A 24,602-nucleotide genomic window follows, 5' to 3' on the forward strand; every position below is an offset into this window, starting at 1 on the left:
CTGTCCTGACCATTGCCCGTCACCCCCGGTCGCGTACGAGGGGGACCTTGCCGACGGCCGTCCGCTCGATCTCGGGGGACGACCGGTGCACGAAGGAGATCCGGAGCCCGTATCCGGACCGCTCCACCGCCGCCCGGGTGGCCTCCCGGTCGTTGAACAGCGACAGCGACCGGGGCATCGCGCCGGTGAACAGGCGCTGGAGACCGGCGTGGCCGAGCGCCGAGCCGACCTTGCGGGTGAGTCCGTCGGGGTCGTCGACCGCCGCGAGCAGCGTGATCGTCCTGGCCTCGCGGTGGTTGACGAGCTGGATCTCGTGCGCGGCCTCGTCCAGGTCGATGCCGGTGGCCGTGCACAGGTCGTCGCGCAGCGCCGCGTAGGCCAGCGCCGCGGAGTACTGGCTGTCGTTGAGGTGCAGCACGTCGCCGGTGCGGCCCGCGAACTCGAACCGGCCGGCCTTCAGCCCGGGGCCGTCCAGGGCCGGGCGGCGGATCATCCGGTCGCCGAGCTTGAGCCGCAGCAGCGGCGCCTCGTGCGCGTGCAGCCGGGTGACGACGAGCTCGCCCTCCTCGCCCTCGGCGACCGCGCGCCCCGCCTCGTTGACGATCTCGACCAGGTGCAGGCCCGGCACCGCCGCCAGGCAGGGCGAGTCGTCGCGGAGCTGGAGGCCGATGGTCTCCGCCTGCGTCGCGGCGAAGTAGCTGAGGATCGCGACGTTCGGGTACAGCGCGCGCAGCTCGGCCCGCTTGCGCTGCGGCAGCACGCCGCTGCCGTAGAGGGCGACGCGGAAGTTCTCGCGCGCCTCGCGGCTCAGCCCGGCGCCGAGGTCGGCGAGGACGGCGACGCCCGCGGAGATGCCCATCATCGCCTTCGGCCCCGGGTAGGAGAACATGTGCTCCAGGACGGGCCCGGTGACGGGGCCGGCGCCGATGTAGTTGACGCCCGGCACCTGCTGCAGCACGCCGCCGACCATCGTGCCGCTGCTCCACATCTGGTAGTCGGCGAGGTTGGTGAACAGCCATTTCGGGTCGCCGCCGCGCAGGTGGCCGCGCAGCTGGTAGGTGCCCATGAACGCGCCGGCGACCCGGTAGGTGTCGCGCAGCTCCCGCAGCGAGTAGACGATCTCCAGCGGGAGCCCGTCGCCGGTGCCGCCGCTGGCGACGATCTCGAAGCCGCCGCGGCTGAGCGGCACGACCATGCCGGGCCGCGCGCCCATCACCATGTCGCGCTGGACGGCCTTGTCCGACAGCGGGATCTGCTCCCACTCGGCGTAGGTGGCGGGCGGGCCGGTGATCCCGGCGGCGCTGAGCCGCTCCTTCCACAGCGGGTTGAGCAGCACGGTGTTGACCATCTGCTGCAGGCGGCGCAGGACGAGCGCGTCCTGGACCTCGTGGGGGGTCTCGCTGTACGGGACGCCGCACAACCGCTCGCACGCCCGCATCTTGCCCGCGAACGAGGGCAGGTCGGGGACGGTGTCGGCCGACCACGGCTGCATCTCCTCGTCGGGGATCAGCCGGGCCGCGACCTCGGCGGCGCCGGCCGCCCGGTCCAGTCGCATGACGCTCATCGCGCACTCCTGTTCGTCACGGGTTCTGTTCGCGGAGCACCCGCTCGCCGGTCTCCCTGATCTCGGCGAGCAGCATCCGGACGTGCTCGGTGCCGGCCTGGTGGTTCATCATCACGACGCGCAGCGCGGCGGTGCCCCGCACGTCGACCTTGGAGATGAAGAAGCGCCCCGACCGCCGGACCCGGTCGCGGATCTGCAGTTGGAGGCGGTGCACCCGGCCGGCGGCGACGCCCGGCGGGCGGTGCCGGAAGCAGAGGATGTTCGCCTCCGGCAGGTGCAGCGTCTCGAAGTCGGGTTCGCCCTGCAGAATGTCGTGCGCGTCCCGGGTGAGCCGGCACAGATATTCGATCTTCTCGGCGAACAGCGCGCGGCCGTAGACGGCCCACAGCGTCCACAGCGGCATGATCATCGGGCGTTTCGTGCATTCGAAGTTCTTGTCGCCGCTGTCGAATTCGCAGAACGGATCGGGTTCCTCGTCGAAAACATAACTGGCGCGCTGCCGGAACGCGCCGAGGGCCGCTTGCGCGTTCCGGTAGAAAAGCAGGGTGCAGGGCGCCGGGACGAACATCATCTTGTGCGCGTCCCAGGCCAGCGAGTCGGCCTTCTCGATGCCCCGCAGCCGGTGCCGCAGCCGGTCCGACACCAGCAGGCTGGCGCCGTGCGCGCCGTCGACGTGCAGCCAGATGCCGCGCTCGGCCGCGATGCCGGCGAGCCGGTCGATCGGGTCGAACGCGCCGAGCGCCGTGGTGCCGGCCGAGGCCACCAGGCAGAACACCGCGAGGCCCCGCCGCTCGGCCGCGGCGAGCACGGCCGGCACCCGCTCGGCGATGATCTGCCCGCGCCGGTTCACCGGCAGCCGGACCAGCCGCGCCTCCCCGACGCCGAGCACCCCGGCCGCCCGGGTCACGCTGTAGTGGACGTCCTCGCTGACCGCGATGGCCGGGGCCGGGCCGCCGCCGTGCCGGCCGCCCGCCCAGATGCCGGGGAAGGCGCGGTTGCGGGCGGCGAGCAGCGCGGTGAGGTTGGCCAGCGAGCCGCCCGAGGTGGTGACCATCGCGAAGCGCCCCGGCTCCCAGCCGATGAAGCGGTTGAGCTCGTCGGCCATGATGCGCTCGGCCGTGAGCGGGAGCTGCCCCGCCTCGTAGAAGGAGGACGGCTGGCCGACGACGGCGCTGACGAAGTCGATCACGCCGGCCAGCGGGACCGCCCCGGAGAACTGGCGGCCCATGTAGCCGGGCGAGTGGACCTGGATGCCGGTCCGGACGTAGAGGTCGATGATGCCGGCCAGCCGCTTCTCGTCGAACGCCGCGACGCCCTCCTGCCCGGTCGCCATCAGCGCCCGCGCCGCCCGTCCGAGCACCGCCGGGTCGGTGAGGTCCAGGCCGCGGACCGACAGGTCCGCCAGATACGTCTCCAGCCGCCCGGCGGCCAGTTCGGAATTCCTCCGGAAAAGATGCGGATCGAATGCGGCGGCCAGCGATTCCCCGGCCGGCGGCCGCGGTCGCGGCACGGGTGGCTGACATTTCCCTGGCGAGTCCGCCACTGCTCGTTCCCCCGATTTTCATGACCGTTTATGTATTGGCCCTGACAGTGATGAGTCTAGGCAGGCCCGCGATCGCACAACAAGGGCAGTCATCCCTAACCGGCGCGACACCGGCGGCATTTGGCGATCATTTATCGGCCCGCAATGCCGTCCAATCTGTCGGCATTTATGCGGACTAAAGGAACATCGGCGCCGCCCGGCACGGCGCCGCGGCGGCCCGATGTCCTACCGTGGTGAGGTGACCGAGCATCCTGGGCAGGGCGAACTGGCGGCGGCGCTGCGGGCGGCCGGGGTCGGCGGCGTCGACGACTCGGCGCTCGCGCGGGCCATGTACTCCTCCGACGCCTCGCTCTACCGGGTGCCGCCGGCGGTCGTCGTGACGCCCCGGGAGACCGCGGAGCTGCCCGCGGTGCTGGCGGTGTGCCGCCGGCTCGGGGTGCCGCTGACGATGCGCGGCGGCGGCACGTCCATCGCGGGCAACGCGGTCGGGCCGGGCGTCGTCGTGGACGCGAGCCGGCACCTGAACCGGGTGCTGGAGATCGACCCCGAGGCGGGGACGGCGCTGGTCGAGCCCGGGATCGTGCAGGCGCGGCTGCACGAGCTGGCGGCCGGGCACGGGCTGCGCTTCGGGCCCGATCCCTCCACCCGGACGCGGGCCACGCTGGGCGGCATGATCGGCAACAACGCGTGCGGGTCGCGGGCGCTCGGCTACGGCCGGACCAGCGACAACGTCCTCGGCCTCGACGTGGTGACCGGCTCCGGCGAGCGGCTCCGGCTCGGCGAGGTCCCCGGCGGCCCGGCCGCGAGCCCCCTGCTGGACCGGCTGCGCGGGCTGGTGGGCGACAACCTGGCGCTCATCCGCACCGAGTTCGGCCGGTTCGGGCGGCAGGTGTCGGGCTACTCGCTGGAGCACCTGCTGCCGGAGAAGGGCTTCGACGTCGCGCGGGCGCTGGTCGGCAGCGAGGGGACGCTCGCGCTGACCCTGGCCGCGCGGCTGCGGATGGTGCGCGAGCCCGCGTGCCGGGTGCTGGTCGTGCTCGGCTACGGGTCGATGGCGGAGGCCGCCGACGCCGTCCCGGCGCTCCTGCCGCACGGGCCGGTGGCCTGCGAGGGCCTCGACTCGCGCATCACCGGCGTGGTGCGCGAGCGGCGGGGCGCCGGCGCGGTGCCGCCGCTGCCGGACGGGTCAGGCTGGCTGCTGGTGGAGCTGGCCGGGGCGGAGATCGGGGCGCTGCGGGACACCGCGCGCAAGGTCGTCGGCGACTCCGGCTGCACCGGCTCCATGGTCGTGGAGGACATGGCGCTCGCGGACGCGCTCTGGCGGATCCGCGAGGACGGGTCCGGGCTCGTCGCGCGGACCCCGGACGGCGAGCAGGCCCACGCCGGGTGGGAGGACGCGGCCGTCCCGCCCGAGCGGCTCGGCGCCTACCTGCGCGAGTTCGAGGCGCTGCTGGCGGAGCACCGGCTGTTCGGCGTCCCGTACGGGCACTTCGGCGACGGCTGCGTCCACGTGCGGATCGACTTCCCGTTCGGGCGGGCGAAGGGCACCCGGGTCTTCCGCGACTTCCTGAACGAGGCGGCCGCGCTGGCGGCGCGGCACGGCGGCACCATGTCGGGCGAGCACGGCGACGGCCGCGCCCGGAGCGAGCTGCTGCCGCACATGTACTCGCCGGAGGCGCTGGCGCTGTGCGCCGCCGTCAAGGACGTGTTCGACCCCGGCGACGTGCTGAACCCGGGGGTGATCGTCCGCCCGGCGCCGGTCGACGACGACCTGCGCGCGGTGGGGCTCGTACCGCTCAACCGCGGGCTCGCGCTCGCCTACCGCGACGACCGCGGCGACCTCTCGCGCGCCGTGCACCGGTGCACCGGCGTCGGCAAGTGCCGCGCCGACAACACGGCGGCGGGCGGCGTGATGTGCCCGTCCTACCTCGCCACACGCGAGGAGAAGGACTCCACGCGCGGGCGGGCGCGCGTCCTGCAGGAGGTCGTCAGCGGGAAGCTGGGCCCGGACGGCTGGAAGTCCGACGCGCTGCACGACGTCCTCGACCTGTGCCTGTCCTGCAAGGGCTGCGCGTCCGACTGCCCGACCGGGGTCGACATGGCGTCCTACAAGGCGGAGGCGCTGGACCGGCGGTACCGCCGGAGGGTCCGGCCGCGCTCGCACTACGCGCTCGGCTGGCTCCCGCGCTGGACGCGGCTCGCGGCGAAGGCCCCCGCGTCGGTCAGGACGGTGAACGCGGTGCTGCGGTCGCGCGCCCTGAAGCCGCTGCTGGCATGGGGCGCCGGGATCGACCGGCGGCGCTCGCTGCCCGCGTTCGCGCCGGTGACGTTCCGGCGCTGGTTCGCCTCCCACCGCAGCCCCGAGGGGCGGCACGGCGACGTCGTGCTGTTCGTGGACACCTTCACCGACGCGTTCTCCCCCGAGGTCGGGAAGGCGACGGTGCAGGTGCTGGAGCACGCCGGCTACCGCGTGACCGTGACCGAGCGCCCGGTGTGCTGCGGCATCACGTGGATCTCCACGGGCCAGCTCGACGGGGCGCGCGCGCAGGCCAGGCAGAGCGTCCGCGCGCTGCTCCCCCACGTCCGGCGCGGGGCGAAGGTCGTCGGGATGGAGCCGTCCTGCACGGGCGTGCTGCGCTCGGACGCGGCGGAGCTGCTGCGGGGCGTGGACGCCGCCGCCGCGCGCGAGGTGGCCGCCGCGACCCGCACCCTCGCCGAGCTGCTCGCCGAGACCCCGGGCTGGACGCCGCCCGACCTGTCCGGTGTGGCGGGCGTCGCGCAGCCGCACTGCCACCACCACGCCGTCATGGGCTGGACGGCCGACGCGGCGCTGCTGGCGGAGGCGGGCGCGGACGTCGGCCGGATCGGCGGCTGCTGCGGCCTCGCCGGGAACTTCGGCGTCGAGAAGGGCCACCACGACGTCTCGGTGGCGGTCGCGGAGACGCGGCTCCTGCCGGCCGTCCGGAACGCGGGCGAGGGGGAGGTCGTCCTCGCCGACGGGTTCAGCTGCCGTACCCAGCTGGCCGACCTGGCGGGCCGCGGCGGCGAGCACCTGGCCCAGCTACTGGCCCGCCACCTTCCCCGCTGACGCCGCCTTGCCCGCTGACGCCGCCTTTCCCGCTGACAGGGTGCGGGAGAGGGTGAGCGCGGCGGTGTGGACGGCCGGGGCCACCGCGGCCAGGCGCATCTTCGTCGCCCAGCCCGACACCGACAGCGCGCCGAGCGCCAGCCCGCCGGCGCCGAGGACGGGGCTGGCCGCGCACACGATCCCGGCGCCGGACTCCTCCCGGTCGTAGGCGACGCCCTCGCGGCGGATCCGGGCCAGCTCCTTGGCCAGCAGCCCCGGCGCGGTGACGCTGCGCCCGCTGCGCCTGGCCAGCCCGGCGTCCAGGACGGCCTGCACCGCCTCCGGCGGGGAGAACGCCAGGATCGCCTTGCCGACCCCGGTGACGTGCGCGGGCAGCCGCCCGCCGACCTGGGACGGCAGCCGCGGCCCGCCGGACGAGCCGAGGATCTCCACGTAGACGACCTCGGCCCCCTCCAGCACCGCCAGGTGGACGGTCTGCCGGGTCGCCTCCCGCAGGTCCGACATGTAGGGCGCGGCGGCGTCCCGCAGCACCCGCTGGCGCGGCACCCGCTGCCCGATCTCGAACAGCTTCAGCCCGAGCCGCACGCGGGCGCCGTCGCGCTCCAGCAGGCCCGCCTCGGCGAGGTCGAGCGCGATCCGGTGCGCGGTGGACTTGGGCAGGCCGCTGCGGCGGGCCAGCTCGGCGGCGCCGAGGCCGTCGTCGTCCGCCCGGAACGCGGTCAGCACGGCGACGGCGCGGCGCAGGAACGTGTCGTCGGGCGGCATGCCGCCACTGTAGAAGATGTGTCCCACCACGCGGGACGCGCGGATTGCCCGCCGCGCCCGGGACGGGGGAGGCTCGGCCTCGGCAGACAACGAAAGGACGGCCCCAATGGACCCGGGTTCCGTGGAGAAGGCCGCGGCGGCGCTACTGGACGCGTACGCCACCGGCACTCCCATCTCGCCGCTGACGAAGGACCAGCCGGACATGTCGGTGGCCGACGCCTACGCGGTCCAGCTCGCCCAGGTCGAGGCGTGGACCGCCGCGGGGGCGCGGATCAAGGGGCACAAGGTCGGGCTGACCTCGGCCGCGATGCAGCGCCAGATGGGCGTCGACCAGCCGGACTTCGGCGTCCTGCTGGACACGATGTTCCTGCAGGAGAGCGCGCCGATCGACACCGGCCGGTTCCTGCAGCCCCGGATCGAGCCGGAGATCGCGTTCGTGCTCGGCCGCCCCCTCGCGGGGCCCGGCGCGACCACGGCGGACGCCGTCGCCGCCGTCGAGTACGTGCTGCCGGCGCTGGAGGTCATCGACTCCCGCATCGCGGACTGGAAGATCACGCTGCCGGACACGATCGCCGACAACGCCTCCAGCGGCGGCGTGGTGCTCGGCACCCGCCCGGTCCGGCTGGACGACCTGGACCTGTCGCTGATGGGCTGCCTGCTGCGCCGGGACGGCGACCTGATCGACACCGGCGCGGGCGGCGCGGTGCTGGGCTCGCCGATCAACGCGCTGGTGTGGCTGGCGAACGTGCTCGGCGAGCGCGGCGTGTCCCTTGAGGCGGGGCACGTGGTGCTGCCCGGCTCGATCACCGCGGCCGTGCCGGTCGCGCCCGGCGAGACCCTGACGGCGACGTTCGCCGGGATCGGTTCTGTGACCGCCCGGTTCGGAAAGGAGGAGCAGGCATGAGCAAGCTGACGGCGGCCATCGTCGGGCCGGGCAACATCGGCACCGACCTGCTGGTCAAGCTGATGCGCAGCGAGCTGATCGACGTCCACTCGATGATCGGCGTGGTGCCGGAGTCGGACGGGCTGGAGCGCGCCCGCAAGCTCGGCGTCGAGGCCTCGGCGGAGGGCGTGGACTGGCTACTGAAGCAGCCGGCGCTGCCCGACCTGGTGTTCGAGGCGACGTCGGCGAAGGCGCACCTGGCGAACGCGCCCCGCTACGAGGAGGCGGGGATCACGGCGATCGACCTGACGCCCGCCGCGACGGGCCCGCTCGTGTGCCCGCCGGTGAACCTGGACACGCTCTCGGACGCACCGAACCTCAACATGATCACCTGCGGCGGGCAGGCGACGATCCCGATCGTGCACGCGGTGTCGTCGGTCGTCCCGGTCCCGTACGCGGAGATCGTCGCGTCCATCGCCTCGCGCTCGGCCGGGCCCGGCACCCGCGCGAACATCGACGAGTTCACCCAGACCACGGCCCGCGCGATCGAGAAGGTCGGCGGCGCCGGGCGGGGCAAGGCGATCATCATCCTGAACCCGGTGGACCCGCCGATGATCATGCGGGACACGGTGTTCTGCGCGATCCCGTCGGACGCCGACACCAAGGCGATCCAGGACTCGATCGAGAAGAGGGTGGCCGAGGTCGCGGTGTACGTGCCCGGCTACTCGCTGCGCGCCGAGCCGCAGTTCGACGAGCCCCGCGACATCTGGAACGGGATGGCCCGCGTCGCGGTGTTCCTGGAGGTCCGCGGGAACGGCGACTACCTGCCGCCGTGGGCCGGCAACCTCGACATCATGACCGCGGCCGCGGCCCGGGTGGGCGAGCAGATCGCGCGTAGGAAGGTGGCATCATGAGCGCCGCGCAGGAGACACCGGCGAAGATCCGGATCACCGACTCGACGCTGCGGGACGGCAGCCACGCGATGGCGCACCGCTTCACCGAGGAGCAGGTCCGCGGGGTCGTGCACGCGCTGGACGCGGCCGGCGTGGAGGTCATCGAGGTCACGCACGGCGACGGCCTCGGCGGCTCCTCGTTCAACTACGGCTTCTCGCTGGAGGACGACGTCAAGCTCGTCGCCGCCGCGGTGGACGAGGCGTCCCGCGCGAAGATCGCGGTGCTGATGCTGCCGGGCGTCGGCACGGTCGAGGACCTGAAGCTGGCGCACGACGCGGGCGCGTCCGTCGCCCGCATCGCGACGCACTGCACCGAGGCCGACGTCTCGCTGCAGCACTTCGCCGCCGCCCGCGGCCTCGGCATGGAGACCGTCGGGTTCCTGATGATGTCGCACCGGGTGCGGCCGGACGTCCTGGCGAAGCAGGCCCGGATCATGGTGGACGGCGGCGCGCAGTGCGTGTACGTCGTCGACTCGGCGGGCGCGCTGGTGCTCGGCGAGGCGCAGGAGCGCATCAGCGCGGTCGTCAAGGAGATCGGGCACGAGGCGCAGGTCGGCTTCCACGGCCACCAGAACCTGTCGCTGGGCGTCGCGAACTCGGTGCTGGCGCAGCAGAACGGCGCGCTGCAGATCGACGGGGCGCTGTGCGCGCTCGGCGCGGGGGCGGGCAACTCCCCCACCGAGGTGCTGGTGCCGACGTTCGAGCGGCTCGGCGTCCCGACGGGCGTGGACGTGCAGGGCGTGATGGCCGCCGCCGACGACGTGGTGAAGCCGTTCCTGCACCGGCTGCCGTTCGCCGACCGGGGCGCGATCACGCAGGGGTACGCGGGCGTGTACTCCAGCTTCCTGCTGCACGCCGAGCGGGCCGGGAAGCGCTACGAGGTCCCGGTGCACGAGATCCTGCAGAAGGTCGGCGAGGCCGGCTACGTCGGCGGCCAGGAGGACATGATCATCGACGTGGCGCTCCAGCTGCGCGCGGAGCGCGAGCGCGCGGAGTCCTGACCCTCCGGGCGCACGGGGCGCGGTGGCCGGTCGCAGCCGGCCGCCGCGCCCTTGTCCGTTCGCGGGTCAGCGGCGCCAGTCGCGGAGCTCGTCGATGGCGTCCTGGACGGTGGGGCGCGTCTCCAGGACGGCCCGCGCGCGGTGCGCCGCGCAGGCGTCGGGGTAGTGCGCGGCGATGAGGAACCCGCCGGCCCGGCGGATGCGGCCCGCGCCGTCGACGAGCGCGTCGACGCCGACGGAGTCGCAGCCGACGACGCCCTCCAGGTCCATGGCGACGAGGACGCCGCCCTCCAGCCGACCGATGCGGTCGAGCCAGCGGCTCAGCCGGGGCACGTTGTCGGTGACGAGGTGGCCGCCCAGCCGCAGCACGATGCAGCGGCGCTCGACGGTGATGTCGATGGACAGCGGCCGGACGGGGGCGGTGTCTCCGGTCACGTCCTGCCTCCGAGCGACCACGGCGCCTCGTCCTGGGGGCCTCATCCTTGCACAGTGCAAGGAAGCCGGGAAGGGCGCCGGTGAGGGCGCCGCCACCGAAGATGATCTTTGCACGGTGCAAGGGTTGGGATAGCTTGGGCGGCATGACCCACGAGGACGCCTCCGGCGCGAGAGAAGCGTCGACTCCTCGCGGGCGGGCGCGCAGGGACCAGCTGGTGCGGATCGGTCTCGACCTGCTCGCCGAGGGCGGCTGGCCGGCGGTCACGGCGCGCGCCGTCACCGACCGCGCGCGGACCCGGCCGGGGCTGCTGCACCACTACTTCAACGGGCTGCCGGGCCTGCACATCGCGGTGGCGCAGCGCGCCAGCGAGATGATCATCGATCCGGTGGTGGACGCGCTGATCGCCGCGCCCGACACCCCGGCGGCGCTGCGCACGCTGCGCGACCTCGTACCGCGCATGGCGGCCGGCGAGCGCAACCTGCGGCTCGCGGCCGAGCTGCTGGTCAGGGCGCTGCGCGACCCGCGGATGGGCGCCGAGCGGCGGGACTGGTCGCGCACCGTCCGGGCCCGGATCGCGGCGCGGCTGGCGCACCTGCGCCCGGACTGGCCGGCCGAGCGGCACGAGGGCACCGCGATGCTGTTCACCGCCATGCTGGACGGCCTGCTGCTCCAGCTGATCCTCGACCCCGAGCTGCCGACCGGCCCGGCGCTGCACGCCACCGAGGCCCTGGTCACCGACCCCTGACGCGCGGGGCGCGTCGCGTCCGCTAGCCGTGCCGGGCGGCGACGCGCCGCCCGGAACCGTGCGCGTGCGTCTCGGACGCCTGCCCGGCCGGGACGATCGCGAGGGTGCGGCGGTCGCGGCGCAGCATGCCGGTGGCGATCGCGCCGAGGCCGGGGCCGGCGCCCCGCTCCCCGAGCACCACGAGGCCCGCGCCGTCCGCGGCCTCCCGCAGGGCGTCCAGCGGGCGCTCCAGCAGCGGCGACGCCTCGACGCGCAGCCGCGGGTAGCGGCGCCGCACCGGTTCCACGGCCTCCTCCAGCTCGGCCGCGCGGGTCTCCGCCAGCCGGCCCCGGTCGTGGAACAGCGGGAGTTCGGACTCGGCGACCGCGCCGGGCTCCCAGCAGCCGTGGACGACGTGCAGGTCCCAGCCGCGCAGCGCCGCCTCCTCGGCGGCGAAGCCGAGGGCGGCCCGGCAGCCGGCCGACGCGTCGGTGCCGACGACGACCCGGCGCGGCGGGGGCTCCCCGCCGTCCCGGACCGCGATCACCGGGCGCGGGGAGCGGGCGGGCAGCTCCAGCGCCATCGCGCCGCCCACCGGGTCACCGGCCGCGCCGATCACGACCAGCTCGGCGCCGGCGGCGGCGCGCAGCAGCGCCTCCAGGGCCGGGCCGCGCCGCAGCCGCTTGCGGACGGCGCCCGGCACGCCCAGCTCGTAGGCCCGGCGCACGCCGCTGTCGAGCAGGTTCTCCCCCGCCCGCTTCATGATCGTCTCGATCTCGGGGTCGGTGTGGCCGGCCGGGTAGGGCCAGTGCCAGCAGTGGCACATCAGCAGCCCGATCCCGCGCAGCCGGGCCTCCTCGACCGCCCAGCGCAGGGCCGCCTCGTTCTCCGCCGTCCCGTCGTAGCCGAACAGGACGTGCGGCCGGCGTGTCCTCTCCTCGCCGTTCATGCCTGCCTCCCTCCTGCCAGTCTGCGCGCGGCCCGGCGCCAGCAGAAGAGGACGGAGGTCCCGTGACCCTGAATCTTGGGATCAATCGGATATTTTGCCCGGCGATGACCGGCCGGCGGTGACGCGGTACAGGACGTGGCGCTTCAGCCGGTGCCCGTCGGGCACGAGCGGGTGGTCGAAGTCCCCGGACGCGTCCCGGGTCATGCCGATGCGCTCCATGACCGCCTGGGACCGGACATTGGTGGTGCTGGTGAACGAGACCACCTCGTCCAGGCGCAGGTCCTCGAAGGCGAAGCGCAGCGCGCGGCGGGCGGCCTCGGCCGCGTAGCCGTGGCCCCAGGCGGAGCGGGAGAGCCGCCAGCCGATCTCCACGGCCGGGGTGAAGTGGGCCTCGAAGCGCGGCACCGACAGGCCGGTGAGGCCGAGGAACTCGCCCGTCCCGGCGGCCTCCAGCGCCCAGAAGGCGAAGCCGCGCTCCTCGAAGGCCGCCTCGGCCCGGTCGATCATCGCGTCGCTCTCCGCGCGCGTGAGGGGCGCCGGGAAATGCTCCATGACGGCCGGATCGGCGTTCAGCGCGGCGAAGGGCCCGCGATCGCTCTCCTTCCAGCGGCGCAGGACGAGGCGGTCGGTGCGAAGTTCGGCGGTCACCGGCCGACCCTACCTGTCACGCGATGGGCGAGTGGTCCCGGATCGCGGCGCACGCGCGGGCCGCCATGGCGAGGAACATCGCGTCGCCGCGCTCGGTGGGCGTCCGGTAGGCGCAGCCCAGCACGCCGCCGAGCCAGGACGCGGTGATCACCGGCTGATCGGCGTAGAAGCCCAGTTCGGGAAGATCGGCGCGCTGCACGTCCCGGTCTAGTCTGGACACCTGTCCATAATCAAGGGCGGACGGCGCCGGACTCGACGGGTGAAGGACCTCGACGCCCGCCGATTCAGGCGGGCCGGCGCGCCCTGTTCGACACGATGTGACCGCCGCCGGTGGCGGTCAGGACGCGCGGCGGCGGGGCCTGCGCCCCTGACCGCGGCCCTGGCCCTGACCCTGGCCTTGGCCGCGCCCCTGGCCCTGAGCGCGGCCCTGGCCCTGGCCGCGGCCCTGGGTCTGGCCGGTGCCTCGGGCGGTTCCGGGCTGCGCGCGGTCGCGCGGCTTGCGCGCGGGCGCCGCGGCCGGCGCGGGGGCGGGCTCCGGGGTGCGGGCGCCGGTGATCCGGGAGAGCTCCGGGTCGCCGGGCCGGACGCTGGTGGTCACCGGGGTGATGCCGGCCTTGGCCATCAGGGCGTCCATCTCGCGCCGCTGGTCCGGCAGGACGAGCGTGACCACCGTGCCGGTGCGCCCGGCGCGGGCGGTGCGGCCGCCCCGGTGCAGGTAGTCCTTGTGGTCGGCGGGCGGGTCGACGTTCACCACGAGGTCGAGGTCGTCGATGTGGATGCCGCGGGCGGCGACGTTGGTGGCCACGAGCACGGTCACGTCCGAGGCGTGGAAGGCGTCCAGCGCCCGGTTGCGCTGCGACTGCGTCTTGCCGCCGTGCAGGGCCGCGGCGCGGACGCCGCGGGTGGTCAGCTTGCGGACCAGCCGGTCGGCGACGTGCTTCTTGCCCACGAACATGATCACGCGTTCGGCGCGGGAGGCGATGTGCGCGGTCGTCTCGTGCTTGTCGGTGTCGGCGACGTGCAGCAGGTGGTGCTCCATGGCGGTGACCGCGCCGGCCGGCGGGTCGACCGAGTGGGTCACCGGGTCGGCGAGGAACCGGCGGACGAGCCGGTCGACGTCGCCGTCCAGCGTCGCGGAGAACAGCATCCGCTGGCCGCCGGGCGGGGTCTGCTCCAGCAGCCGGGTGACCTGCGGCAGGAACCCCATGTCGGTCATCTGGTCGGCCTCGTCCAGGACGGTGGCCGCGACCTCGCCGAGCCGGCAGTCGCCGCGCTCGATCAGGTCGGCCAGCCGCCCGGGCGTGGCGATCAGGACGTCCACGCCGGCGGCCAGGGCCTGCGCCTGGCGGGTGATCCCGAGGCCGCCGACGACGGTCGCGAGCCGCAGCCCCACGGCGTCGGCGTACGGGGTGAGCGCGGCGGTGACCTGCTGGGCGAGTTCCCGCGTCGGGACCAGGACCAGCGCGAGCGGCGCGCGCGGCGCGGCGCGGTGCCCGGCGGTGCGGGCGAGGACGGCCAGCCCGAACGCGAGGGTCTTGCCGGAGCCGGTGCGGCCCCGGCCGAGGACGTCGCGTCCGGCGAGGGCGTTGGGCAGGCTCGCGGCCTGGATGGGGAACGGCGCCGTCACTCCCTGGCGCTCGAGTTCCGCCAGGAGCGGCGCCGGGAGGGCGAGGTCGGTGAACGACTCGACCGCGGGGAGCGGCGGAGTCGAGGGCGTCGTCTTCGGCGCGGGCGCGGCGTCCTGCCGCTGGGCGGGACGGCGCCGACCGCCGCCGCCGCGTCGGGGCCGGGAGGCGGAGCGTTCTCGGGGCGTGCGTGACAAGGGAGGCCTTCCTCGAAGACGGTGCGTGTCGAGGAAGTCCTCCGCCGCGCGCGAGCGCGGCCAGGGGCCGGACGAACAGCTCTCAAGACGAACCTGGTGGGACCCGCGAAGGCGCGGGCATGGCCGGAGGGAGCGCCTCCGGAGGCGGTGCCCCTGGGGACACCTCGCGCGGCGGACGGGCCCCGGGAGGCCGCCCGCCGCGCGGCCGGCGGTCAGGCCGGGACGATGTTCTCCGCCTGCAGGCCCTTCTGGCCCTGGGTGACGTCGAAGGACACCTTCTGGCCCTCCTGCAGCTCACGGAAGCCCTGGGCCGCGATGTTGGAGTAGTGGGCGAAGACGTCGGCGCCGCCGCCGTCCTGCTCGATGAAGCCGAAGCCCTTCTCCGCGTTGAACCACTTGACGGTACCGGTGGCCATGTCGATCTCCTCTGCTAGTCCCGGTCGCACACCGTGCGCGACCGGGGACGCCGCGATGGCCCATCCGGAAGATCCAGAGCAACAAAAAATGCGCCTGCTGAAGTTTGATCCGCAGGCGCATGCACATGTCTTGGGAACCGCAACTACACCGACCGTACCACATGCCCGGAGGGCGTCTCCTGAATCAAGGATTCACTGTGATTTCGGTATCAGCTTACGAACAGCCCCCCGTCATCGTCCTGGTGAGCGCATACTTGCAGGTGATGAAACCCACCGAACCAGCCAGACGGCGACACCTGCCCACCAGTCCCTTCAAGCCCCCGCCCGCCGCGCCGCCCGCGAAGGTCTTCGCCCCTGAGGACCGGGTGACGCACGACAAGTACGGCCTCGGCACCATCCTGGAGGTCCACGACGGCCGCTCCGTCCTGGTCGACTTCGGGACGCAGAAGGTGAAGATCCTGGCCCCCTTCGCCAAGCTCTTCAAGCTCTGACCCGCACCCGGCTCACCCGCCGCCGAACCGGACGGGCTCTGTCGGCGCGCCCGCGACCGGCGAGCCGCGCGAAACGGGCGGGCCGGCACCGTGGGGCACCTCGCGCCATTCCCGGGCCAGCGCATGCCCGGACGAAGGCCGGAGCCTTGCCATTCGTGCAGTAGGACGAGCCGTCCATGTCATGGCCTTCCTCCACCACGTCCACTTCCACCGGGCCGCGCTGCTATCTGCCCGGCGGGAAGACCCGGCGTCCCTGTCGAGCGGGCGGTCAGCGGGCGGTGAGGGGGAGGCGGACGGCCGGCGGGAGGGGGGCCGAGGTCGGGGACGCGCGGAAGGACTCGAGCATCAGGGCGGCGAGGCGGCGGGAGGCCGCGGCGCGTAGTTCGGGCGACTCGGCGTGGATGCCGTCGCTCGCCATCAGCGCGAGGGCGATGTCCTCCACGACGATGTCGGGGCGCAGGTCGCCGGAGTCCTTCGCGCGGCGGATGAGTTCGAGCAGCATGCGCAGCGCGCGGTCGCGGTCGGTGGTGACGGCGGCCGTCCGGGGCAGTTGCGCGACGTAGGCGCGGAACTCGCGGTCGCGGGCGTGCGCCTCCAGCAGCTTCTCGATCACCAGGCGGAATCCGCGCCACGGGTCGGGCGCCGCGAGGCCCTCCGCCACGACCGCCGAGCAGAGTTCGGTCTGCTCGGCGAACGCCTCGGTGAGCAGCGCCTCCTTGGACGGGAAGTGCCGGTAGACGGTCGCGACGCCGACCTCCGCGCGCCGGGCGACCTCCCGGATCGGCACGCCGGGGCCTTCGGCGGCGAACGCCATGCGGGCGGCCATGACGATGCGCGCGCGGTTGTCGCGGGCGTCCGACCGGCGACTCGTTCCCACTTCGGCCGTCACCGTTCTCACTTTAGTCGGCCTGAGCCGGCCGCCCCTTACGGTCCACGGCATGAGAGCTGTCCAGTTCACCGAGTACGGCCCGCCGGGCGTCGTCCATGTCGCCGAGGCCGAGGCGCCGCACGCCGGGCCGGGCGAGATCCGCGTCGCGGTGCGGGCGTCCGGGGTCTCGGCGGGAGAGACCCTCGTCCGCTCCGGGAGGATGCGCGACATCATGCCCATCGCGTTCCCCTACCGGACGGGAGTCGAAGCCGCGGGCGTCGTCGACGAGGTCGGCGACGGGGTCACGGGCGTCGGCATCGGCGACGAGGTGTTCGGCATGACCACCGTCGCCGCGCGCGCCGCCAACGCCGACCATGCCGTCCTGGTCGTATGGGCGCCCAAGCCGGCCGCGTGGGGCTGGGAGGAGGCGGGCGGGGCGGCGGGCCCGGTCGAGACGTCCACCCGTGTGCTCGACCGGCTGGCGGTCGGGGCCGGGCACACGGTGCTGGTGCAGGGCGCGGCCGGGAGCGTCGGGACGGTCGCGGTCCAGATGGCGGTCGCGCGCGGCGCCGCCGTCATCGGGACGGCGAGCGAGCGCAACCACGGCTTCCTGCGCTCCCTCGGCGCGCGGCCGACCACGTATGGGACGGGCCTGGTCGAACGGGTCCGCGCGCTGGCGCCGGGCGGGGTGGACGCGGTGTTCGACTGCGCCGGCGGGGCGCTGCCCGACCTGGTCGCCATCGCCGGGGACCCGGCGCGCGTGGTGACGATCGCCGACTTCGACGCGGCGGCGCACGGGGTGCACATGTCGCACGGGGCACCGGCCCACGAGACGCACGCGGCGCTCGGCGCCTCGGCGGACCCGATGGCGGTGCACGGCCTGGAGACCGCGGTCGCGCTCGCCGGGGAGGGGCGGCTGCGGGTGCCGGTGGCGGCGGCGTTCCCGCTCACCGAGGCGGCGGCCGCGCACGAGCTGAGCGAGACCCGTCACGCCCGAGGCAAGATCGTCCTGGTGCACTGACGGCCGCCGGGACTGAACTCCAGGTAGGCGGTCTCGTCGGGGTGCACACCGATGAGCCGCCGGTACAGGCGGCGGGCGGGGCCGAAGCGTCCGGCGAGCGCCTGCTCGGCGCGCTCGGCCTCGCCGCCCTCCAGGATCCGCGCGGCGGCCTCCACGGCCGGGCCGACGGGCCTGCCGCGCACGGTGGCCGGCGCCACGAGGGCGCGGGGGTCGCGGCGGATCCGCTTGACCTTTCCGGAGTCGGGCGCGGTGCTCGCCAGGAGGCGTCCGTCCTGCATGACGCACGACAGCGGGGTGGGCACCGCGGTTCCGTCGCCGCGGAACGTCACGACCAGGACGGTCCCGTGCCCGCGCAGCCCCTCGAAGCGGGACGCCCGCGCCACCGCCACCCGCCGCGCCGAGGAGTGCCGGACACGGTCGAGGGCCCAGTACACGGGTGTCCATCGCCGCATCACAGCCACCTCTCCCTTTCGCAGCGCTTCGCCCGGAAAACGAAGCATGCCGCTGACCGGCCCGGTTCAGGCACCCCGCCGAGCCTCGGCTCCGAGGCCGGGGCCATGGGCGGGCCGCAGGCTCCGCAGCGCCTCGTGGGACGGTGTGCCGGGCGCGGCCGTGTACAGGACGACCCGCTGGTTCCGTTCGGGGACGTGGAGCATGGTGCAGATGAGCTCCATCTCCCCCGCCCGAGGGTGCCGGATCTGCTTGGTCATGCTCCGCTGCACCCGGACCTCGTGCGCGTGCCACAGCGCGCGGAACTCGGTGCTGCGCTCCCGCAGCTCCGCCACCAGGGCCGCGATTCCGGGATCGTCCGGGTTCTCGGCGGCGGTCGCGCGCAGGTCGGCGACGCAGGCCCCGGCGAACTCGCGCATCCCCGGAGCCTCGTACACCCAGGAGGGCTCCGCGCCGGTGAAGTAGCAGCGGAGCAGGTTGCGGCGGCCGTGCGGGCGGGCGGGGAAGTCGGCGATCAGCGCCGCGGCGAGGGCGTTCCAGGCGAGCACGTCGTACTTGGCGTCGATGACGATCGCGGGCGTGCCGTCCAGCCAGTCCAGCAGGTGCGCGATGTTCGCCGGCACGTCGGCCGACGGGCCCGGGGCGCGCGGCACCTCGCCCGCCAGGTGGAACAGGTGCGCGCGCTCGTCGCCGGTCAGCCGCAGCGCGCGGGCGACGCTCGACAGCACGGCCCGCGAGGGACGGGAGCCGCGTGCCTGCTCCAGCCGGGTGTAGTGGTCGACGGACACCCCGGCCAGGCGCGCCACCTCCTCGCGGCGCAGGCCCGGTGTGCGCCGCCGCGCCCCGGCCTCCAGGCCGAGGTCGGCGGGCCGGAGGCGTTCCCGCCGGCCGCGCAGGAAGCGGGCCAGCTCTCTCCTGTCCATCCCACCAGCATGGCCGGTCGCGGACGCCGTATCCAGGGACGGCCCGTCCGGGTCTCGGCCCGTCTCTGGTGCCCCGGGGCCGGGCCGCCGAGGGTGGAAGGCGCCGGAACCGGCGATCGAGAGGAGAGACGAGATGCGGGAACTGCGGGGCAAGGTGGCGATCGTGACGGGCGCGGCGTCGGGGATCGGGGCCGCGACGGCCCGGATCCTGGCCCGCGAGGGCGCGGCGGTCGTGGTGGCCGACATCAACGGCCCCGGCGCCGACGAGGTCGCCGGGAAGATCGCGGCCGGGGGCGGGCGCGCCGTCCCGGCGGCGGTCGACGTCGGCGAGCCGGACCAGGTGGCGGCGATGGTGGACACGGCGGTCCGCGAGTTCGGCGGGCTGGACGTCCTGCACAGCAACGCCTCGCTGCTGGACCCCCGGGTGCTCGGCCGCGACCTGGAGATCGCCGACCTGGACCCCGATGTCTGGGACCGCGTGATGCGGGTCAACCTGCGCGGCTACATGCTCGGCGCCAAGTACGCGATCCCCCCGATGCTGTCCCGCGGCGGCGGGGTGATCGTCCACACGTCCTCCGTGACCGGCCTGCAGAGCGAGTACCGGCGGTCGGCCTACAGCACCTCCAAGGCGGCGATCATCGGCTTCACCCGCGCGGTCGCCACGCAGTACGGCAAGGAGGGCATCCGGTGCGTGGCCGTCGCGCCCGGACTGGTGCTCACCGAGGGCCTCACGTCCAACATGCCGGCCCCGGTCCGCGACATGTCGCTCGCCCACCACCTGACGCCGCGCCTGGGCGAGCCCGACGACATCGGCGAGCTGGTGAGCTTCCTCGCCTCCGACCGGGCGGCGTTCATCACGGGCTGCACCGTCCCGATCGACGGCGGGCTCTCGGCGCACGTCGCCGCGTACGCCGACGAGCGCCGCTTCATGGAGTCGCACACGGCACCGCGCTGACCCCGCCCGAGAGCCGGGACGGCGATGACTTCCGGGTTCGGGGAGAGTCATCCCGACGAACACGACGGAAGGAAGAGCTGTGGCCAAGCTGCTGTACTCGGCGACGATGTCGCTCGACGGCTTCATCGCCGGGCCGGGCGGGGACATGTCCTGGCTGACGGAGCACCTGGGCGAACCGAACCCGACCGCCGAGCGGCTGCTCGCGCAGATCGGCGCCCTCCTCGTCGGAAACCGCACCTTCGGCGGCGACGACCCGAACAAGGGCACCGACAAGGAGGGCGCGTTCGGCGGCGAGTACGAGGGGCCGGTGGTCGTCCTGACGCACCGGCCACCGGCCGGGCCCGTGCCGGGGGTCACGTTCGCCGGCGACCTCGGGACGGCGGTCGCGCAGGCCAGGGCCGCCGCCGGCGACCGCTACGTCAACGTCCTGGGCGCGGACGTCGCCCGGCAGTGCATCGAAGCGAAGGTCCTGGACGAGGTGCTCGTCTTCGTCGCCCCGGTGCTCCTCGGGGACGGGGTGCCGCTGTTCGACAACCCGGGTGGCGAGCGGGTCCGGCTGGAGCCGCTCGCGGGCGAGTCGGCGCACTGGTACCGCGTCGCGTACTGACCCCGCCCTGGGCGCCGCTACCGCGCGGCGAGGCCGCGCAGCGCGAGTTCCACGTGGTGGGCGATCGCGTCCGGTTCGGAGTCGGGGATCAGCGGTGCGATGCGGACGAGCCCGAGCAACTGGTAGGCGATGTCGCGGGCGGTCACGTCGGCGGCGAGGGTGTGGTCGGTGCGGGAGCGGTCGACGGCCTCCTGGCCGACCCTGGTGAGGTGCGCGACGCACCGCTGGAGGTCCTCGTCCGCCGGTGACCCGGCCGTGAGCAGGTCGAGCATCGCCTTGCTGCCGGTGAGCTGCGCCATCGCCCCAGTGAAGAACGTGCGGAGAGCGGTGATCGCGGGCATCCCCTCGGGGAGGGACGCCGCGGCGAGGTCGGCGAGGTCGGTGCCCGTCACGGCGTGGACGAGGTGCTCGCGGGTGGGGAAATGCCGGTAGAGGGTGCCGACGCCGACCCCGGCCGCCGCGGCGACGGCGCGCATGTCGACGGCCATGCCGCGCTCCCGGAAGGCGTGCTCCGCCGCCGCCAGGATCCGCTCCCTGTTCTCGACGGCGTCCCGCCGCCGCCTCCGATCCGCTGCCACCTCCACAGCCTAGCGATCCGGAACACGTGTTCTGGTTAATGCTAGGTTGATCCGGAACATGTGTTCCGGAACAGCGCGGAGGCGAACGGTGCGGACGATCGTGATCACAGGCGGTACCGACGGCATGGGAGCGGCACTGGCGCGCCACTACCTGGGAGCGGGCGACCGCGTCGTGGTCGTCGGCCGGAGCCGCGCCAAGTTCGACGCGCTGCTCACCTCGGCGACGGCGGCGCGGGCGGAGTTCATCGCGGCCGACCTGTCGTCGGTGGCCGACGGCCGCCGCGTGGTCGAACATCTGCGGGCCGGCCACGAGCGGATCGACGCGCTGGTCCTCGCGGCCTCGTTCGTCCGGCAGCGCCGGCATGTCACGGCGGAGGGGCACGAGGCGTCCTGGGTGCTGTTCTTCGTGTCCAAGTTCGTGTTCGTGACCGGCCTCGCCGCACAGTTCGGCGCCGCCGAAAGGCCGGTCGTCGTGAACACCGCCGTGCCCGGCGCGCGGGCCGACGCCATCGACTTCGACGACCTGGAGATGTCGGAGAAGTTCACGTTCGCGCGGTCCAACGCGCAGCAGCGCCGGGCCAACGAGCTGCTCGGCATCCTCGCGGCCGAGGCGAACCCGGACCTGGCCTACGTGACGTGGGGACCGGCGCGGATCGTCCGCTCCAGCTTCGCGGGCGACGTCGGGACGGCCATGAAGGTCGGCGCCGCGGTCCTCGGGAAGCTGCTCGGCCAGCGCCCGGACGCCGCCGTCCGCCCGGTCATCGGCATCATCGACGCCCCGTCCCCCGGGCGGGCCGCCTTCCGCGGCGCCAAGAGGCGCCCGCTCACCATCGGCGCCCACGACGACAAGGACGCCGCGCGGCTGGCGGCGGCGGTCGAGGACGGCCGCTGACCGGTCCGGGAAAAGGGCGTGGCCGAAACCGGACGCCAAACCAGGGAACCACTCTCTCCCCCGCGGGCTCCAAACGGGTCAGCACAAGCCCCCGGCCTGGAGTTCTCATGCCCGATCCCGATACCGATCCCGAATCCACCGGTCTGGCGTACCGGTTGCGGACGGACCGCAAGTGGCGGCGCGGCGCGGTGGCCGCGATGCTCGCCCTCGTCCTGGGCGTCGCCGCCGTCGCCGCGATCGCCACGCGGGGGTCCGGGCCGGGCGGGATCTCCGACGGGCCGCTGACCGCCGCGCCCGCCACGGCCGACCCCGTTCCGGCCGGCCGGATCGTGAAGAAGGTGCCCGCCAACTGCGGGGTGTCGAAGGGCACGGCCGCCCGGCTCGCGCCGGGCTCCGACCCCGACGCCGAGAAGGGCGGCCTCTTCCGGGAGGGCGGCCCGGGCAGCTGCATGTGGTACTCGCTGGACGACGGCAAGGCCAAGTGCGACTTCTGCACCGGCGACTTCCGCAACGAGCGCGTCCTCAATGTCGACATCGCCCTCGCCGAGAGCCGCCTCCAGTCGCCGATCAGCGAGGCGCTGCGGCAGATGAACGAGACGCCGGGCCTCCCGCGGAGCTCCGCCCGGCCCGAGATCGTCGAGGGGCTGGGCGAGGAGGCCACCGCCCGCTACTCGGCGGAGACCGAGACCGAGGGCGCGATCGTCAAGTTCCGCGTCGGCAACGCCGTCGCGACGGTCCGCTACCGGGGCTGGGACGCCGTGGGCGGCGAGCGCAGGACGATCCCGGCGAAGACCGCGCTGGACGGCGCCTTCGCGGCGGCGTCCGAGACGGCCAAGAGCATGGGCACGGCGGCGCGGCCCGTGCTGAGCAAGGTGAAGCACCCGGTCACGCCGCCGGTGCGGCACGTGCCCAAGCCGTGCGACGCGGTCCCGGCGGCCACCGTCGACAAGGTGGCGCGCGGCGCGTACCGGCGGCGGGCCACCGCGTCGCTGTTCCCCTCCTTCAACTGGCAGGGGACGTCCACCGACGGCTGCAGGTGGAGGGCGCGCACGTCCCGGTACTCCGACGAGGGCCAGTCGCGCACCCTCACGGTGGCGATCACCGTCGAGGACGACCGCCTCCCGGGTCTCGGGGCCTTCACGGCGGCGCGCCGGTACCTGGGCGTCTACGAGAACCTGCGGGCCGGCAACACCCCGGGATCGGACCAGTTCAGCGGGTTCAAGCCACTCGCCGGGCCCGGCGACCGGGCGTTCGCCGTGACCCGGGTCGCGCGGACCTCGTCCAGCGGCGACGAGGGATTCGTGGTCTTCCAGAAACGCAACCTACTGGTCGAGGTGTCCTACCAGGGCGCCGATGAGGAGACGCCCATGAGGGGGAGCCGGCTGGTCGACAGCGCCTACACGGTGGCCGTCGCGGTGGAGAGGTCGTTGCGGTCATGACGGGAACGCCGCGGTCCGCCGCATCGCAGAACGGCACGGGCGGGGCCGTCCCGTTCGCCGCCGTGGTCGTCATCGTGCTCAGCATCGTCCTGGTGAAGGCGCTGCCGTCGCCCGGAAGCCTCGACCGGATGCCCGACCCGCCGTCCGGGCCGGACCGGGTGCCGGCCGGGCCGGTCGTCGAGGCGTACCCCGAGCACTGCGGGATCTCCGCCGCCACGCTCGCCCGGCTGGTGCCCGACGCGCGGACGACGCGGGGCGGCGGTCAGGGCACCTGCACGTGGTCGTCGCAGAAGGACGACCGCAGGTCCGAGCGGCACCTGTCGGTCGGCTTCACCCTCTTCCACGGCAGCGCACTGCGGCCGGGCATGCCGCAGCCCGGTCGGGCGCCCGCCGCGGCGGCCATGAGGTCGCTGGGCCCGAGATGGTCCAACGTGCCCGGCACGGCGGTGACGGGCCTGGGCGACGAGGCGTTCATGCAATTCTCCCCGTCTACAGGCTCGACGGTCGTGATGCGGGTGGGGAACGCCAACGTCACCGTCCAGTACCGCTCGATCTTCTGGCCGATCCCCAAGAAGACGGCGCAGGACGGCGCGTTCGCCGCCGCGTCCGAGGTCGTCGCCGCCCTCGGCGCGCGCACGCCCGCCCGGCCCGCGATCGCCGCGGCGCCGCAGCCGACACCGGCCCGCGCGGTCCCCGACCTGTGCGCCGCCGTGTCCGAGCGGACCGTGCACCGGCTCGTGGAGGGCGACTCCGTCACCGGCGAACCCACCTCGCGCGGCGGGGCGCTCGCCATCAAGGACGCCAAGGTCAGCAACTGCTCCTGGACGTCGATGGACCGCGAACTCTCGGTCTCCGCGGCGGTCGTGCCGGGCTCGGACCTGTTCGACGGCGCCCGCCTCGCCACCCGCGAGTACGCGATGCGCCACGACGACGCCCGCACGGAGGAGACGCTCAGCGTCCATGACAAGAGGTACTTCCGCGCCGTGCCCGGCCTGGGCGACCAGGCGTTCGCCGTCCAGATCCCCGAGGTCATTCCCGGCGAGGTCGTCTTCCGGGACGGCAACGTCCTGGTGCGGGTGACCTACGAGGCGGCGGACGAACGCAAGCCCCTCAGCCGGAAGCACGCCATCCGAGGTGCCTACGCGGCGGCCCAGGAGGTGGCGCAGGCACTGGCCGCGCACTGACCGCCCAGCCCAGGCGTCCCCGTCTGGTCCACGGCGCGGGCGGCACCGCGATCGCCCGCGCCACTGGATCACACCCCTCTTCGCCGCAGTGTGATCGGGAGGGACCTGGTGTGGTCCGACGGGCGCCGCAGCCTTGCGAGCCAGTCCCCCAGGGGTTCGGCAGCCACCCGGACTCGCCTGAGTATTGCGGTGCACTTCGCGAGGAGCCCGACCAACCCGGCGTGTGGGAGTTGCCCGGTGGCGCCGCACGCAGGCGCCGCCCGCGCCCAGTGGGGCCGAGCAGTGGGGCCGAGCAGTGGGGCCGCGCAGTGGGGCCGCGCAGTGGGGCCGCGCAGTGGGGCCGCGCGGCTGGGGTATGCGGCGGGGGCGCGGGGCGGGGGTGCGCCGTCACGTGCGGCGCGG

At 74.4% G+C, this 24,602-nt stretch carries 25 protein-coding genes; 12 read left to right on the top strand and 13 right to left on the bottom strand.

Annotated features, from left to right (window positions below):
• Positions 1–19: 19 nt before the first annotated feature.
• Both HUT06_RS23975 and HUT06_RS23980 read right to left on the bottom strand, forming a co-directional pair.
• The gene (locus HUT06_RS23975; RefSeq protein WP_176197786.1) at positions 20–1,564 is read right to left on the bottom strand and encodes a hypothetical protein; all 1,545 of its coding nucleotides are present in this window, start codon (positions 1,562–1,564) and stop codon (positions 20–22) included.
• 16 nt (positions 1,565–1,580) lie between these two features.
• Positions 1,581–3,074 carry a pyridoxal-dependent decarboxylase gene (locus HUT06_RS23980; RefSeq protein ID WP_176197787.1) on the bottom strand — a complete coding sequence of 498 codons (1,494 nt, stop codon included), beginning with the start codon at positions 3,072–3,074 and terminating at the stop codon, positions 1,581–1,583.
• 271 nt (positions 3,075–3,345) lie between these two features.
• Between HUT06_RS23980 and HUT06_RS23985 the strand changes: the two genes are divergently transcribed.
• On the top strand, positions 3,346–6,195 hold the full coding sequence (locus tag HUT06_RS23985; RefSeq protein WP_254715353.1) for an FAD-binding and (Fe-S)-binding domain-containing protein: 2,850 nt from the start codon (positions 3,346–3,348) through the stop codon (positions 6,193–6,195).
• Here HUT06_RS23985 and HUT06_RS23990 read toward each other — a convergent pair.
• Complete coding sequence (locus HUT06_RS23990) at positions 6,169–6,960, bottom strand: IclR family transcriptional regulator (RefSeq protein WP_176197789.1); 792 nt, start codon at positions 6,958–6,960, stop codon at positions 6,169–6,171. The two genes, HUT06_RS23985 and HUT06_RS23990, sit on opposite strands and share 27 nt — an antisense overlap.
• Positions 6,961–7,066: 106 nt before the next feature.
• Between HUT06_RS23990 and HUT06_RS23995 the strand changes: the two genes are divergently transcribed.
• Genes HUT06_RS23995 through dmpG form a run of 3 tightly spaced genes read left to right on the top strand, consistent with a single transcriptional unit; the run spans position 7,067 to position 9,797 of the window.
• Positions 7,067–7,864: a 2-keto-4-pentenoate hydratase gene (locus tag HUT06_RS23995; RefSeq protein ID WP_176197790.1), complete on the top strand. Its 798-nt coding sequence runs from the start codon at positions 7,067–7,069 to the stop codon at positions 7,862–7,864.
• Positions 7,861–8,757 (top strand): acetaldehyde dehydrogenase (acetylating), encoded by an 897-nt coding sequence (locus HUT06_RS24000; protein WP_176197791.1) that lies wholly within the window; start codon positions 7,861–7,863, stop codon positions 8,755–8,757. The genes HUT06_RS23995 and HUT06_RS24000 overlap by 4 nt, the downstream gene beginning before the upstream one ends.
• Entirely contained in the window at positions 8,754–9,797 is a 1,044-nt protein-coding gene (gene dmpG, locus HUT06_RS24005; protein WP_176197792.1) for a 4-hydroxy-2-oxovalerate aldolase, read from the top strand. The genes HUT06_RS24000 and dmpG overlap by 4 nt, the downstream gene beginning before the upstream one ends.
• 66 nt (positions 9,798–9,863) lie before the next feature.
• On the opposite strand, the gene HUT06_RS24010 is transcribed toward dmpG, so the two are convergent.
• On the bottom strand, positions 9,864–10,232 hold the full coding sequence (locus HUT06_RS24010) for an STAS domain-containing protein (RefSeq protein ID WP_176197793.1): 369 nt from the start codon (positions 10,230–10,232) through the stop codon (positions 9,864–9,866).
• A gap of 143 nt (positions 10,233–10,375) precedes the next feature.
• Between HUT06_RS24010 and HUT06_RS24015 the strand changes: the two genes are divergently transcribed.
• On the top strand, positions 10,376–10,978 hold the full coding sequence (locus HUT06_RS24015; protein ID WP_217711415.1) for a TetR/AcrR family transcriptional regulator: 603 nt from the start codon (positions 10,376–10,378) through the stop codon (positions 10,976–10,978).
• 22 nt (positions 10,979–11,000) lie between these two features.
• Here HUT06_RS24015 and HUT06_RS24020 read toward each other — a convergent pair whose 3' ends face one another.
• From HUT06_RS24020 to HUT06_RS24040, 5 genes are all read right to left on the bottom strand, one after another.
• The gene (locus HUT06_RS24020) at positions 11,001–11,906 is read right to left on the bottom strand and encodes a universal stress protein (RefSeq protein WP_176197794.1); all 906 of its coding nucleotides are present in this window, start codon (positions 11,904–11,906) and stop codon (positions 11,001–11,003) included.
• A gap of 81 nt (positions 11,907–11,987) precedes the next feature.
• Positions 11,988–12,554: a GNAT family N-acetyltransferase gene (locus HUT06_RS24025; RefSeq protein ID WP_176197795.1), complete on the bottom strand. Its 567-nt coding sequence runs from the start codon at positions 12,552–12,554 to the stop codon at positions 11,988–11,990.
• A 16-nt stretch (positions 12,555–12,570) separates the two neighbouring features.
• A complete protein-coding gene (locus tag HUT06_RS24030; RefSeq protein ID WP_176193787.1) occupies positions 12,571–12,774 on the bottom strand; it encodes a hypothetical protein in 204 nt (67 codons plus the stop codon).
• A 117-nt stretch (positions 12,775–12,891) separates the two neighbouring features.
• The gene (locus tag HUT06_RS24035) at positions 12,892–14,376 is read right to left on the bottom strand and encodes a DEAD/DEAH box helicase (protein WP_176197796.1); all 1,485 of its coding nucleotides are present in this window, start codon (positions 14,374–14,376) and stop codon (positions 12,892–12,894) included.
• Positions 14,377–14,588: 212 nt separating this feature from the next.
• Positions 14,589–14,792 (bottom strand): cold-shock protein, encoded by a 204-nt coding sequence (locus HUT06_RS24040; RefSeq protein ID WP_067460243.1) that lies wholly within the window; start codon positions 14,790–14,792, stop codon positions 14,589–14,591.
• 263 nt (positions 14,793–15,055) lie between these two features.
• On the opposite strand from HUT06_RS24040, the gene HUT06_RS24045 reads away from it, so the two are divergent.
• Positions 15,056–15,283 (top strand): hypothetical protein, encoded by a 228-nt coding sequence (locus tag HUT06_RS24045; RefSeq protein WP_089327858.1) that lies wholly within the window; start codon positions 15,056–15,058, stop codon positions 15,281–15,283.
• Between the two features lie 268 nt (positions 15,284–15,551).
• Here the strand turns inward: HUT06_RS24045 and HUT06_RS24050 are convergent, their stop codons facing one another.
• Positions 15,552–16,172 carry a TetR/AcrR family transcriptional regulator gene (locus HUT06_RS24050; protein WP_254715354.1) on the bottom strand — a complete coding sequence of 207 codons (621 nt, stop codon included), beginning with the start codon at positions 16,170–16,172 and terminating at the stop codon, positions 15,552–15,554.
• A 49-nt stretch (positions 16,173–16,221) separates the two neighbouring features.
• Between HUT06_RS24050 and HUT06_RS24055 the strand changes: the two genes are divergently transcribed.
• Positions 16,222–17,172: an NADP-dependent oxidoreductase gene (locus HUT06_RS24055; protein ID WP_176197798.1), complete on the top strand. Its 951-nt coding sequence runs from the start codon at positions 16,222–16,224 to the stop codon at positions 17,170–17,172.
• Here the strand turns inward: HUT06_RS24055 and HUT06_RS24060 are convergent.
• A complete protein-coding gene (locus HUT06_RS24060; protein ID WP_176197799.1) occupies positions 17,139–17,624 on the bottom strand; it encodes a PPOX class F420-dependent oxidoreductase in 486 nt (161 codons plus the stop codon). The genes HUT06_RS24055 and HUT06_RS24060 overlap by 34 nt on opposite strands.
• 66 nt (positions 17,625–17,690) lie before the next feature.
• Positions 17,691–18,545 (bottom strand): helix-turn-helix transcriptional regulator, encoded by an 855-nt coding sequence (locus tag HUT06_RS24065; protein ID WP_176197800.1) that lies wholly within the window; start codon positions 18,543–18,545, stop codon positions 17,691–17,693.
• A gap of 133 nt (positions 18,546–18,678) precedes the next feature.
• Here HUT06_RS24065 and HUT06_RS24070 point away from each other — a divergent pair, with 133 nt between their 5' ends.
• Both HUT06_RS24070 and HUT06_RS24075 read left to right on the top strand, forming a co-directional pair.
• Entirely contained in the window at positions 18,679–19,500 is an 822-nt protein-coding gene (locus HUT06_RS24070; protein ID WP_176197801.1) for an SDR family NAD(P)-dependent oxidoreductase, read from the top strand.
• A 79-nt stretch (positions 19,501–19,579) separates the two neighbouring features.
• The gene (locus tag HUT06_RS24075; protein WP_176197802.1) at positions 19,580–20,107 is read left to right on the top strand and encodes a dihydrofolate reductase family protein; all 528 of its coding nucleotides are present in this window, start codon (positions 19,580–19,582) and stop codon (positions 20,105–20,107) included.
• A gap of 17 nt (positions 20,108–20,124) precedes the next feature.
• On the opposite strand, the gene HUT06_RS43970 is transcribed toward HUT06_RS24075, so the two are convergent.
• Positions 20,125–20,685: a TetR/AcrR family transcriptional regulator gene (locus tag HUT06_RS43970; RefSeq protein ID WP_254715355.1), complete on the bottom strand. Its 561-nt coding sequence runs from the start codon at positions 20,683–20,685 to the stop codon at positions 20,125–20,127.
• 88 nt (positions 20,686–20,773) lie between these two features.
• Here HUT06_RS43970 and HUT06_RS24085 point away from each other — a divergent pair, with 88 nt between their 5' ends.
• From HUT06_RS24085 to HUT06_RS24095, 3 genes are all read left to right on the top strand, one after another.
• Positions 20,774–21,577 (top strand): SDR family NAD(P)-dependent oxidoreductase, encoded by an 804-nt coding sequence (locus tag HUT06_RS24085; RefSeq protein WP_176197803.1) that lies wholly within the window; start codon positions 20,774–20,776, stop codon positions 21,575–21,577.
• Positions 21,578–21,684: 107 nt separating this feature from the next.
• Positions 21,685–23,016: a hypothetical protein gene (locus tag HUT06_RS24090; protein ID WP_176197804.1), complete on the top strand. Its 1,332-nt coding sequence runs from the start codon at positions 21,685–21,687 to the stop codon at positions 23,014–23,016.
• Positions 23,013–24,200, top strand: a complete 1,188-nt coding sequence (locus HUT06_RS24095; protein WP_176197805.1) for a hypothetical protein — start codon at positions 23,013–23,015, stop codon at positions 24,198–24,200. Before HUT06_RS24090 ends, HUT06_RS24095 begins: the two co-directional genes overlap by 4 nt.
• The last annotated feature ends 402 nt before the right edge of the window (positions 24,201–24,602 follow it).

The organism is Actinomadura sp. NAK00032 (genome assembly GCF_013364275.1).
In the GTDB taxonomy this organism is placed as follows: domain Bacteria; phylum Actinomycetota; class Actinomycetes; order Streptosporangiales; family Streptosporangiaceae; genus Spirillospora.

Bases quoted from the DNA above. Each gene is read 5' to 3' on its own strand.
- HUT06_RS24040 (WP_067460243.1), bottom strand. From the start codon at position 14,792: ATGGCCACCGGTACCGTCAAGTGGTTCAACGCGGAGAAGGGCTTCGGC.
- dmpG (WP_176197792.1), top strand. From the start codon at position 8,754: ATGAGCGCCGCGCAGGAGACACCGGCGAAGATCCGGATCACCGACTCG.
- HUT06_RS24060 (WP_176197799.1), bottom strand. From the start codon at position 17,624: ATGCGGCGATGGACACCCGTGTACTGGGCCCTCGACCGTGTCCGGCAC.
- HUT06_RS24070 (WP_176197801.1), top strand. From the start codon at position 18,679: ATGCGGGAACTGCGGGGCAAGGTGGCGATCGTGACGGGCGCGGCGTCG.
- HUT06_RS24055 (WP_176197798.1), top strand. From the start codon at position 16,222: ATGAGAGCTGTCCAGTTCACCGAGTACGGCCCGCCGGGCGTCGTCCAT.
- HUT06_RS24090 (WP_176197804.1), top strand. From the start codon at position 21,685: ATGCCCGATCCCGATACCGATCCCGAATCCACCGGTCTGGCGTACCGG.
- HUT06_RS24015 (WP_217711415.1), top strand. From the start codon at position 10,376: ATGACCCACGAGGACGCCTCCGGCGCGAGAGAAGCGTCGACTCCTCGC.
- HUT06_RS24045 (WP_089327858.1), top strand. From the start codon at position 15,056: ATGAAACCCACCGAACCAGCCAGACGGCGACACCTGCCCACCAGTCCC.
- HUT06_RS24095 (WP_176197805.1), top strand. From the start codon at position 23,013: ATGACGGGAACGCCGCGGTCCGCCGCATCGCAGAACGGCACGGGCGGG.
- HUT06_RS24000 (WP_176197791.1), top strand. From the start codon at position 7,861: ATGAGCAAGCTGACGGCGGCCATCGTCGGGCCGGGCAACATCGGCACC.
- HUT06_RS23995 (WP_176197790.1), top strand. From the start codon at position 7,067: ATGGACCCGGGTTCCGTGGAGAAGGCCGCGGCGGCGCTACTGGACGCG.
- HUT06_RS23990 (WP_176197789.1), bottom strand. From the start codon at position 6,960: ATGCCGCCCGACGACACGTTCCTGCGCCGCGCCGTCGCCGTGCTGACC.
- HUT06_RS24020 (WP_176197794.1), bottom strand. From the start codon at position 11,906: ATGAACGGCGAGGAGAGGACACGCCGGCCGCACGTCCTGTTCGGCTAC.
- HUT06_RS24065 (WP_176197800.1), bottom strand. From the start codon at position 18,545: ATGGACAGGAGAGAGCTGGCCCGCTTCCTGCGCGGCCGGCGGGAACGC.
- HUT06_RS23975 (WP_176197786.1), bottom strand. From the start codon at position 1,564: ATGAGCGTCATGCGACTGGACCGGGCGGCCGGCGCCGCCGAGGTCGCG.